9 protein-coding genes are annotated in these 11,001 nt (G+C 74.2%); 7 read left to right on the plus strand and 2 right to left on the minus strand.

All coding sequences use genetic code 11. The features are described 5' to 3' along the window. Positions 1–24: 24 nt before the first annotated feature. A complete protein-coding gene (locus tag BN2279_RS01295) occupies positions 25–1,815 on the minus strand; it encodes a bifunctional metallophosphatase/5'-nucleotidase (protein WP_059005826.1) in 1,791 nt (596 codons plus the stop codon). Between the two features lie 147 nt (positions 1,816–1,962). Between BN2279_RS01295 and mshD the strand changes: the two genes are divergently transcribed. From mshD to BN2279_RS01310, 3 genes are all read left to right on the plus strand, one after another. Next, entirely contained in the window at positions 1,963–2,874 is a 912-nt protein-coding gene (gene mshD, locus BN2279_RS01300) for a mycothiol synthase (protein ID WP_059005827.1), read from the plus strand. Positions 2,875–2,997: 123 nt separating this feature from the next. Further along, positions 2,998–5,355 (plus strand): RNA degradosome polyphosphate kinase, encoded by a 2,358-nt coding sequence (locus tag BN2279_RS01305; RefSeq protein ID WP_407702179.1) that lies wholly within the window; start codon positions 2,998–3,000, stop codon positions 5,353–5,355. Positions 5,356–5,416: 61 nt separating this feature from the next. Continuing rightward, entirely contained in the window at positions 5,417–5,812 is a 396-nt protein-coding gene (locus tag BN2279_RS01310) for an NUDIX hydrolase (protein WP_059005841.1), read from the plus strand. A 25-nt stretch (positions 5,813–5,837) separates the two neighbouring features. On the opposite strand, the gene BN2279_RS01315 is transcribed toward BN2279_RS01310, so the two are convergent. Then, a complete protein-coding gene (locus tag BN2279_RS01315) occupies positions 5,838–6,620 on the minus strand; it encodes a class I SAM-dependent methyltransferase (protein ID WP_059005829.1) in 783 nt (260 codons plus the stop codon). 219 nt (positions 6,621–6,839) lie between these two features. Here BN2279_RS01315 and mshA point away from each other — a divergent pair, with 219 nt between their 5' ends. The 4 genes from mshA (at position 6,840) to BN2279_RS01335 (ending at position 10,806) form a co-directional block, all read left to right on the plus strand. Beyond that, the gene (gene mshA, locus BN2279_RS01320; RefSeq protein ID WP_079031721.1) at positions 6,840–8,099 is read left to right on the plus strand and encodes a D-inositol-3-phosphate glycosyltransferase; all 1,260 of its coding nucleotides are present in this window, start codon (positions 6,840–6,842) and stop codon (positions 8,097–8,099) included. Beyond that, positions 8,092–8,580, plus strand: a complete 489-nt coding sequence (locus BN2279_RS01325; RefSeq protein WP_059005830.1) for a type III secretion system chaperone family protein — start codon at positions 8,092–8,094, stop codon at positions 8,578–8,580. The genes mshA and BN2279_RS01325 overlap by 8 nt, the downstream gene beginning before the upstream one ends. 80 nt (positions 8,581–8,660) lie before the next feature. After that, on the plus strand, positions 8,661–9,419 hold the full coding sequence (locus BN2279_RS01330; RefSeq protein WP_059005831.1) for a phosphoglyceromutase: 759 nt from the start codon (positions 8,661–8,663) through the stop codon (positions 9,417–9,419). Between the two features lie 82 nt (positions 9,420–9,501). Beyond that, entirely contained in the window at positions 9,502–10,806 is a 1,305-nt protein-coding gene (locus BN2279_RS01335; protein ID WP_059005832.1) for a sensor histidine kinase, read from the plus strand. Positions 10,807–11,001 lie beyond the last annotated feature (195 nt).

An 11,001-nucleotide genomic window follows, 5' to 3' on the forward strand; every position in this document is an offset into this window, starting at 1 on the left:
GCCGGGGCGGGGCCGTGCCCGGGGTCAGCCGACGACGGTGATCCGGTCGGCGGCCGGGGCGGCGAGCGGGGCGGACGCCGACGAGGGCCCGGTCAGGTAGGCGGCGAGGACGGCCATGTCGTCGTCGCCCACCCCCGGGTCCGTGCCCAGCTTCAGGGTGGGGAAGCCGTCGCCGCCGCCCGCCAGGAACGAGTTGACCGCCACCCGGTAGGTCGCCGCCGGGTCGAGCGGCTCGCCGTCGATCCGGACCGAGTCCGCCACAATCCGGTCCGCGCCGGCCCGCGTCAGGTCCAGGGTGTAGGCCAGGCCCTCGGACGGCTGGAGGATCTTCGGCGCCGCCTCGTTGGCGCCGCTCACCTGCTCGCGCAGCACCTGGAGGAGCTGGGCGCCGGTCAGGTCCAGCAGGTTCACGGTGTTGGAGAACGGCTGGACCGCGAAGCCCTCCCCGTACGTCACCACTCCGTCCCCCTCGGCGCCGGACGCCGCGTACACCAGGTCGGTGCGGATGCCGCCGGGGTTCATCAGCGCGAGGTCGGCCGACGGGTCGAGCGACCGGGCGTGCGCGAGCTGGGCGTCGGCGATCAGGTCGCCGAGCGGGAACTCGGGGGCGCCGGTGCCGCGGCCCGCGATGTCCTCGGAGATCCAGCCGATGGGCCGGCCGGCGACGGGCGCGGCCAGCTCGTTCCAGTACGCGATCAGCTCGGTCAGGTCGGCGGCCCGCTCCCGCTCCCGGTCCACGACGCGGTTGGTGCCCTCGACCGAGGTGCGCACGATGTCCTTGGTGCGCAGGTCGTACGCCATGGTCAGCTCGGTGAACAGGCGGCCGTTGGAGGCGGCCGAGGTGACCAGCCGGTCGTGGCCCGACGGGTCGGGGACGGAGCACACGTACGGCTGGTGGGTGTGGCCGGTGATCAGCACGTCCACGTCGGACGAGGTCCGCCGGGCGATGTCCACGATCGGGCCGGACAGGCCGCCGGAGGGGCCGTCGCAGTCGTGGTTGTACGCGGGGGCCGCCGGGTAGCCGCCCTCGTGGACCAGGGCGACGACCGCGTTGACGCCGCGCCGCTTCAGCTCGGCGGTGTACTTGTCGATCGTCTCCACCTCGTCCAGGAAGTCGATGCCCTCGATGCCCTCCTGGGTGACGATGTCGGCCGTGCCCTCCAGGGTGACGCCGATGAAGCCGACCTTGACGCCGCCGAGGTTCTCGATGGTGTAAGGCGCCAGGATCGGGCGGCCGGTGTCCTCGTGGACGACGTTGGCGGCCAGGTAGGGGAAGTCGGAGCCCTCGAACTCGCGGCCCTCGGCGTAGCAGCCGTCCTCCGGGTGGCAGCCGCCCTCCTGAAGGCGGATCAGCTCCTCCCAGCCCTCGTCGAACTCGTGGTTGCCGACGCCCGCGACGTCCATCTCCAGGGCGTTGAGCGCCTCGATGGTGGGCTCGTCGTGGAACAGCCCCGACAGCAGCGGCGTGGCGCCGATCATGTCGCCGGCCGCGACCGTGACCGAGCGCCGCTCGCCCTCCCGGGCCTCCCGCAGGCCGGTGGCCAGGTACTCGACGCCGCCCGCGGTGATCTGGGAGGTCGTGCCGTCCGGGTTCTCGTGCGTGAGCGTGCCGTTGGAGCCCGCCGGGGGCTCCAGGGCGCCGTGCAGGTCGTTGAGGGCGAGGAGTTGGAGGTCGACGGTCCGGCCCGGCCGGGCGGCGTGCCCGGCGGAGTCGGCCGGGTCGGCGGCGTGGGCGGCGGGCAGCGCCACGGCGAGCGCCCCGGCGACCACCAGCGTGGCCGCCCCCGCGGTCAGCCTGTACTTCCGTGCGTGCATGGGTCCCTCCCGGCGATCGGGGCATGACGGATTCCGGTCCGGCCAGAACCCTAGTGGCTACGCGCGTAGCACGGCAGGGGGCCTCATGTGACGAGGAGGTGAAACGTACGCTGCGCCGCCGCCCCGGCAGGCCCTAGAGTCGCTGGTATGAACGACGCCATGGTGCGGGACCGGGTGACGGAGGAAGAGCGGCGCGAGGCGCTGGCGTTGATCGAGGCCGCGGCCGGGGTCGACGGGCAGAGCGCGGTGTCCGAGCAGGGCCGGCTGCTGCTGCGGGGCGGCGCGCGGGAGGGCGTGAGGCATCTGCTGCTGCGTCAGGACACCGGCGAACTGGTCGGCTACGCCCAGCTCGACGGCACCGACCCGGTGGAGGCGCCCTCGGCCGAGCTGGTCGTCCACCCCGGGCACCGGGGCCACCGGTACGGGCGGGTGCTGGGCGACGCGCTGCTCGCCGAGTCGGGCCACCGGCTGCGGGTGTGGGCCCACGGCGGCCACCCGGCGGCGCGGCACCTCGCGCGGATCCTGGGCCTGACGCTCTTCCGCGAGTTGCGGCAGTTGCGCCGCCCGCTGGGCGGCCTGCGGACCGCGCCCGTTCCGCCGCCGCCGGACGACGTGCGGGTGCGGACGTTCGAGCCGGGCCGGGACGAGGAGGCGTGGCTCGCGGTGAACGCGGCGGCCTTCGCGCACCACCCGGAGCAGGGCGCGCTGACGCGCGAGGACCTCGACGCCCGGATGGCGGAGCCGTGGTTCGACGCGGACGGCTTCTTCCTCGCGGTGCGGGCGGACGACGAGGACCGGATCCTCGGCTTCCACTGGACGAAGCCGCACGAGGAGCGGGGTCTGGGCGAGGTGTACGTGGTCGGCGTCGCCCCCGAGGCACAGGGCACCGGCCTGGGCCGCACCCTGACCGGCCTCGGCCTGCGCCACCTGGCGGAGAACCCGTCCCTGTCGACGGCGATGCTGTACGTCGACGCGGACAACACCCCGGCCCTGCGGGTCTACGAGTCCCTCGGCTTCCGCACCTTCGAACGCGACCTGATGTACCGCACCGAGACCTGAGCGGGACGGCAGCCGGTCCGGCGGGTGGCGCGCGGGGCGCGCGGGTACGCTCCCGGCGTGGAACGTGATCGCAGTGGTGGGCCCCTCGGCGAGGGAGAGCGCGAGGGGCTGGGCAGGGCCGTCGTGGAGGACGGGTGGTCCCTGCGGCGGGCGGCGGCCCATTTCGGGGTCTCGGTCAGCACGGCGAAGCGCTGGGCCGACCAGTACCGCCGCCGGGCCGGTTCCCCCGTTAACCTCGCTGACGTGCCCCGTTCTCCGGGAACGCGCGAGAATGGGGGAATGAGCCAGGAAGCGCGGACCCTGTCCCCTTACGCGGTGCCCCAGCCCGCCGAGCCGAGCGAGTCGGCCGAGCCGGAGTCCGTTCCCGAGGTGGCCGCCGATGCCGGGCCGGCGTCCGGGGCCGCGCTCGAACCGGAGCTGTTCACCGACCGTTTCCTGGACCGCGAGCGGAGCTGGCTCGCGTTCAACGAGCGGGTCCTGGAGCTGGCCGAGGACCCCGCCACCCCGCTGCTGGAGCGGACGAACTTCCTGAGCATCTTCGCCAGCAACCTCGACGAGTTCTTCATGGTCCGCGTCGCCGGGCTCAAGCGCCGCATCGCGACCGGTGTGGCCACCCGTTCCGTCACCGGCCAGGCGCCGCGCGAGGTGCTGGAGACGATCTGGGCCAGGGCCCGGGAGCAGATGACCCGGCACGCCGCCTGCTACCAGAAGACCGTCGCGCCCGAGCTGGCCGAGCGGGGCATCCACCTGCTGCGCTGGCCCGACCTGAGCGAGCAGGAGCAGATCGAGCTGTTCTCGCTGTTCCGCAAGAAGATCTTCCCGGTCCTCACCCCGCTGGCGGTCGACCCGGCGCACCCGTTCCCCTACATATCGGGCCTCTCGCTCAACCTGGCCGTCGTCGTGCGGAACCCGGCCAGCGGCCACAAGCACTTCGCCCGCGTCAAGGTGCCCCCGCTCCTGTCCCGTTTCCTGGAGGCATCCCCGCACCGGTACGTGCCGGTCGAGGACGTCATCGCCGCGCACCTGGAGGAGCTGTTCCGGGGCATGGAGGTGCTCGCCCACCACGTGTTCCGCGTCACGCGCAACGAGGACCTGGAGGTCGAGGAGGACGACACGGAGAACCTGCTCCAGGCCCTGGAGAAGGAGCTGCTGCGCCGCCGCTTCGGCCCGCCGGTGCGTCTGGAGGTCGAGGAGTCGATCGACGACGAGGTGCTCGACCTGCTGGTCCGCGAGCTGAAGATCCGCCGCGAGGAAGTGTTCTGCCTGCCCGGCCCGCTCGACCTGACCGGCCTGAAGGCCATCGCGGCGCTGGACCGGCCCGAGCTGAAGTACCCGAAGTTCGTCGCCGGCACCCACCGCGACCTGGCCGAGGTGGAGTCCGCCTCGGCGCCCGACATCTTCGCCGCGCTCCGCGCCCGGGACGTGCTGCTGCACCACCCGTACGACTCGTTCTCCACCTCCGTGCAGGCGTTCCTGGAGCAGGCCGCCGCCGATCCGGACGTGCTGGCGATCAAGCAGACGCTGTACCGCACGTCCGGCGACTCCCCGATCGTGGACGCGCTGATCGACGCCGCCGAGTCCGGCAAGCAGGTGCTGGTGCTGGTCGAGATCAAGGCCCGCTTCGACGAGCACGCCAACATCAAGTGGGCGCGGAAGCTGGAGGAGGCGGGCTGCCACGTCGTCTACGGCCTGGTCGGGCTGAAGACGCACTGCAAGCTGTCCCTGGTCGTCCGTCAGGAGGGCGAGGACCTGCGGCGCTACGCGCACGTCGGCACGGGCAACTACCACCCCAAGACCGCGCGGTTCTACGAGGACATCGGGCTGCTGACCGCCGACCCGGCGGTGGGCGCGGACCTGTCGGACCTGTTCAACCGCCTGTCGGGCTACTCGCGGCGCGACAACTACCGGCGGCTGCTCGTCGCGCCGCGCTCGCTGCGCGAGGGCCTGGTCAGCCGCGTCCGCCGCGAGATCGAGCACCACCGGGCCGGCCGGCCCGCCTTCGTCCGGATCAAGGTCAACTCGATCGTCGACGAGACCGTGATCGACTCCCTCTACCGCGCGTCCCAGGCGGGCGTCCCGGTCGACATCTGGGTGCGCGGCATCTGCGCCGTGCGCCCCGGCGTCCCCGGCCTGTCGGAGAACATCAGGGTCCGCAGCGTGCTCGGCCGGTTCCTGGAGCACTCCCGCGTCTACGCCTTCGGCAACGGCGGGGAGAACGAGGTGTGGCTCGGCAGCGCCGACCTCATGCACCGGAACCTGGACCGCCGCATCGAGGTGCTGGTCCGCGTCGCCGACCCGGCCCACTGCTCCACGATCACCCGCCTGCTGGCCACCGGCACCGCCGACTCGACCGCCTCCTGGCACCTCGGCCCGGACGGCGCGTGGACGCGGCACGCGGTGGACGAGGAGGGCAACCCGCTGCGGAACGTCCAGGAGATGCTGATCGAGACCCGGAGGAAGCGGCGTGTCGCGACAGGCTGACGGCCCGGCCGGCGGCGCCGGCGACGCGTGCCCCGCGACGGACGGGAGCGACGGGGACCTCGTGCGGGCGGCCGGCTGCGTGCTGGGGCGCCGGTCGGCGGACGGCGGCGTCGAGGTGGCGCCCGCCCTCCGCCCCCGCGGGGACGACTGGTCGCACCCGAAGGGCAAGCTCCCCCCCGGCGAGACCCCGGCCGACGCGGCCCGCCGCGAGGTCCGCGAGGAGACCGGGATGGAGTGCGTGCTCGGCACGTCCCTGCGCGCCGCCCGCTACCGCGCCCGGGGCCGCCCCAAGGAAGTCCTCTACTGGGCGGCGGAGGCCACCGAGGGCGTCTTCGAACCCAACAGCGAGGTGGACGAACTGCGCTGGCTCCCGCCGGACGAGGCCCGCGCCCAGCTCAGCCACCCGGGCAACCGCGCCCTCCTCGACGAGGCCCTGACCGCGCTCCAGCTCTCCTAGCGCCGCCAGGGCGACGAGGCGGCCGTCATCCCCGGGGCGCCCCCGCCGGCCAGGGGACGGTCACCTCGCCCTGGCGCCAGCGGCCCGGGCCGTCCGCCAGCGGCCAGTCGTCCGTCAGGGAACGCACCGCGCGCACCCACCGCTGGCGCGCGCCGAGCGGGCCGTAGGGCGCGGCGGCGGCCCAGGCGCGGTCGAAGTCGCGCAGGAAGCGGTGCACGGGCTCGCCGGGCACATTGCGGTGGATCAGCGCCTTCGGGAGCCGCTCGGCCAGCTCCGACGGGCTGGTGAGCGTCGCCAGCCGGGCGGCGAACGTCACCGTCAGCGGACCGCCGGGGCCCAGCGCCACCCACACGTGGCGGCGGCCGACCTCGTCGCAGGTGCCCTCCACCAGCAGCCCGCCCGGGGCGAGCCGGCCGCACAGCCGCGCCCACGCGCCCGCCACCCCCGCCTCGGGGTACTGGCGCAGCACGTTGGCGGCCCGGATCAGCAGCGGGCGTTCCCCGCCGGGGAGCGGCAGCTCGAAGCCGCCGTGCGCGAAACGCAGCCCCGGCCGTTCGTACGGCCGCGCCGCCGCGACCCGCGCCGGGTCGATCTCCACGCCGGTCACCCGGGCGTCGGCGCGGACCCGGCGCAGCCGGTCCAGCAGCTCGACGGCGGTCCACGGCGCCGCGCCGTACCCCAGGTCGACGGCGAGCGGCGGGCCGGCGGGGCGGCGCAGCGCCGGGGCGTGCGTGGCGGCGATCCAGCGGTCCATGCGGCGCAGCCGGTTCGGGTTGGTCGTCCCCCGCGTCACGGTCCCCTCCGCCATGCGCCCGAGCGTACTGGCCGCGCGGAATGGGACCGCGCGGACGGGGAAGTCGAGAAGGCCGGGCAAGCCGGGATTTGGGGGGAAGGGAGGAAGAAAACGGGCCGTGGGATAGTTGCACGGTCCGGACCAGGTACGGCGTAGGACGGGAAGCAGCGACGGGACCGGGAAGAACCCGCTGTCCTTTCAGGAGGCTCGGTGCCGCACATCCGACGGATCGCGATGCTCAGTGTGCACACCTCACCGCTCCACCAGCCGGGCACCGGCGACGCGGGTGGGATGAACGTCTACATCGTGGAGCTGTCGCGGCAGCTCGCCGCGCTGGGCATCGAGGTGGAGATCTTCACCCGGGCCACCTCCGCCGATCTGGAGCCGGTCGTCGAGCTGGCGCCCGGCGTGCTGGTGCGGCACGTGGACGCGGGCCCGTACGAGGGGCTGAGCAAGGAGGACCTGCCCGCCCAGTTGTGCGCCTTCACCCATGGCGTGACGCAGATCTGGGCCGGCCACCGGCCCGGCTACTTCGACCTGGCCCACTCGCACTACTGGCTGTCCGGGCACGTCGGCTGGCTGGTCGCCGAGCGCTGGGGCGTGCCGCTGGTGCACGCGATGCACACCATGGCCAAGGTGAAGAACGCCGCGCTGGCCGCCGGGGACACCCCCGAGCCGACCGCCCGCGTCATCGGCGAGACGCAGATCGTGCGGGCCGCCGACCGGCTGGTCGCCAACACGGCGGAGGAGGCGGCCGACCTCGTCCGTTTCTACGACGCCGACCCGCTGCGCACGGCGGTGGTGCACCCGGGTGTGAACCTCGCCACGTTCCACCCGGGCGACGGCCGCGCCGCCGCCCGCGCCCGCCTCGGGCTGCCGCCCGACGTGTTCGTCCCGCTCTTCGCCGGCCGCATCCAGCCGCTGAAGGGCCCCGACATCCTGCTGCACGCCGTGCGCGAGCTGCTGGACACCGATCCGGGCCTGCGGTCGCGGCTGGGGGTGCCGGTGGTCGGCGGACCCAGCGGCTCCGGGCTGGCCCGCCCCGAGCGGCTCCAGAAGCTCGCCGCCCGGCTGGGCGTGGCCGATGTGGTCCGGTTCCGGCCGCCGGTCACCCAGACCGGTCTGGCGGACTGGTACCGGGCGGCGAGCGTGCTGGTGATGCCGTCCTACAGCGAGTCGTTCGGCCTGGTCGCCGCCGAGGCCCAGGCGTGCGGCACCCCGGTCGTCGCGGCGGCGGTCGGCGGGCTGCCGGTGGTGGTGCGGGACGGCGAGACCGGTTTCCTCGTCGACGGGCACGACCCCGCCGACTACGCCCGCGCCCTGCGCCCGCTGGCCGGCGGCCCCGCGCTGACCGACAGGCTCGGCGCGGCGGCGGCCCGCCACGCGCGCGACTTCGGCTGGGACGCCACCGCCGCCGACATGCTCACGGTCTACGGCGCGGCGGTCCAGGCGCGCCGGTTCACCCGGACGGGCATACGATCGGCCCATGGCTGATCCGCGGCAGATCGTCGAAGACACGTTGCGCGACTCGGGCGCCGAGTGGGAGTCCCCGGCCCCCGGGCACTACGTGGTGACCCTTCCGGGGACCCGGAAGCTGTCCACCACCTGCTCACTGGTGCTGGGGCGGCACTCCCTCTCCATCAACGCGTTCGTGATCCGGTGCCCCGACGAGAACCACGCGGGCGTGCACCGCTGGCTCCTCGAACGCAACACGCGCTTGTACGGGGTGGCGTACGCCGTCGACCGGCTGGGGGACATCTACCTGGCGGGCAAGCTGCCGCTGGCGGCGGTCACCCCGGAGGAGATCGACCGCATCCTGGGCACCGTGCTGGAGAACGCCGACGGGCCGTTCAACACGCTGCTGGAGCTGGGCTTCGCCTCGGCGATCAAGAAGGAGTACGCCTGGCGCACGGCGCGCGGCGAGTCCACCCGGAACCTCGACGCCTTCACCCGCCTCACCCAGCCGTCCGGCTGACCACGGCCGACCCCGGCCGCCCCCGCGGCGAATCCCGGGCCGCATCCGCCGGGCGGACCGGCCTCGTCTAATCTCGGTCCATGGCCGACGCACCGTACAAGCTGATTCTGCTCCGCCACGGCGAGAGCGAGTGGAACGCGAAGAACCTGTTCACCGGCTGGGTCGACGTGAACCTGACGGAGAAGGGCGAGAAGGAGGCGGTCCGCGGCGGGGAGCTGCTGAAGGACGCCGGTCTGCTCCCCGACGTCCTGCACACCTCCACCCTCAAGCGCGCCATCCGCACCGCGAACCTCGCGCTCGACGCCGCCGACCGGGCCTGGATCCCGGTGCGCCGCTCCTGGCGGCTCAACGAGCGCCACTACGGCGCCCTCCAGGGCAAGGACAAGGCCGCCACCCTCGCCGAGTTCGGCGAGGAGCAGTTCACCCGGTGGCGGCGCTCGTACGACACCCCGCCGCCCGTCCTGGCCGACGGCGCCGAGTGGTCCCAGAGCGACGACCCGCGCTACGCGGCGATCCCCAGCGAGGTCCGCCCGCGCACCGAGTGCCTCAAGGACGTCGTGATCCGCATGCTGCCGTACTGGTACGACAGCGTCGTCCCCGACCTGAACACGGGCCGGACCGTCCTGGTGACCGCGCACGGCAACAGCCTGCGGGCCCTGGTCAAGCACCTGGACGGCGTCTCCGACGAAGCGATCGTCGGCCTGAACATCCCCACCGGCATCCCGCTGCTGTACGAACTGGACGCCGACTACCGCCCGGTCACCCCCGGCGGCACCTACCTGGACCCGGAGGCCGCCAAGGCGGCCATCGAAGCGGTGAAGAACCAGGGCAAGAAGTAGCTCCCGCCCGCCCGGGCCCCCGGCGCGGGGGTCCGGGCGCGCGTCGGGCGTGGGCGGGCCGGGCACGGCCTAGGCTCGGGGCATGAGTGACACGGGGGCCAAGGAGAGGTGGGAGGACCGCTGGCTGCTGCCGGCGGAACTGCTGGCGGGCGGCCGTGCCGCGTCCGGCGCGGGCGGACGGCGCACCGGGCGCGACTGGGTCGTCGACATCCTGCTGTTCGTGACGGCGGCCGGCCTGTGGCTCCTGCTCACCGTCACCCTGGACGAGCGCGACTACCTGCCGGGCTGGATCGTCGCCCTCGACCCGCCGCTGGGCGCGGTGGGCTGCCTCGCCCTGTGGTGGCGCCGCCGCCACCCGCTCGCCGTGGCCCTCGCCCTCGTCCCCGTCGGCGCCGTCACCAGCTCGGGCTTCGGCGCCCTGACCGTGGTGATCCTCAACCTCGGGCTGCGCGTCCCGTGGCGCACCGGCCTGCTGGTCCTCGGCCTGCACTTCCTGGCCGTCGTGCCGTACCTGCTGCTCTACAGCCTCCCGCACGAGGGCGGCTGGACCACGGTCGCCTTCATCGTCGCGTACTACCTGTGCATGTTCTCCTGGGGCGCCGGGATGCGCGTACGGCGCCAGCTCGTGGTCAGGCTCCGCGAGGACGCCGCCCGGGAGCGCGCCGAGCACGCCCGGCGGCTGGCCGACGCGCGGCGCGGCGAACGCGAGGCCATCGCCCGCGAGATGCACGACGTGCTGGCCCACCGGATCTCGCTGCTGTCCGTGCACGCCGGCGCCCTGGCGTACCGCACGGACCGGTCGACGGGCGGCGCCAAACCGCTGACCCCGGCGGAGATCAGCGCCAGCGCCCAGATCATCCGCGACACCGCGCACCAGGCGCTGGAGGAGCTGCGCGAGGTGCTGACCGTGCTGCGCGGCCCCCACACGGCGGGCGGCCGGCCGCAGCCGGGCATCGGGGGCATCGGGGAGCTGGTGGCCGAGGCGGAACAGGCGGGGCAGCGGGTCCGCCTCAGCGAGGAGTACGACCGCGACGCCGCCGACGGGCTGCGCGGCCCGGTGCAGCGCACGGCCTACCGGGTCGTCCAGGAGGGGCTGACCAACGCCCGCAAGCACGCCCCCGGCGCCGCCGTCACCGTCCGCGTCGCGGGCGCGCCGGGCGAGGGGCTGACCGTCGAGGTGCGCAACGACCTGCCCGCCGGCGCCTCGCCCGCCCAGATCCCCGGCGCCGGCGCCGGACTGACCGGCCTGGAGGAACGCGCCGCGCTGGACGGCGGCAGCCTCCGGCACGGCACCACGGACTCGGTGTTCGAACTCGTGGCCCTGCTGCCCTGGGGCCCCGCCGGACAAGGGCGGGGCCCCGACGCTCAGCAGGCGCCCCCGCACTGACACGCCGAGCCCGACTGGCAGCCGCAGCTGCAGCCGGCGCCACAGCCGCAGCCGCTCAGCAGCGGCAGCGGGCGGCGGTCACGCGGGGACACGGGGGCGGGCCACCATTACCAGCCGTTAACGTCATCCGACCACGCCCACCCCGTGGCGAATGAGCTTTAGGTGCTTCTACACACCGTGACCAAACAGCTAGAG

The organism is Streptomyces specialis, from assembly GCF_001493375.1.
GTDB lineage: Bacteria > Actinomycetota > Actinomycetes > Streptomycetales > Streptomycetaceae > Streptomyces > Streptomyces specialis.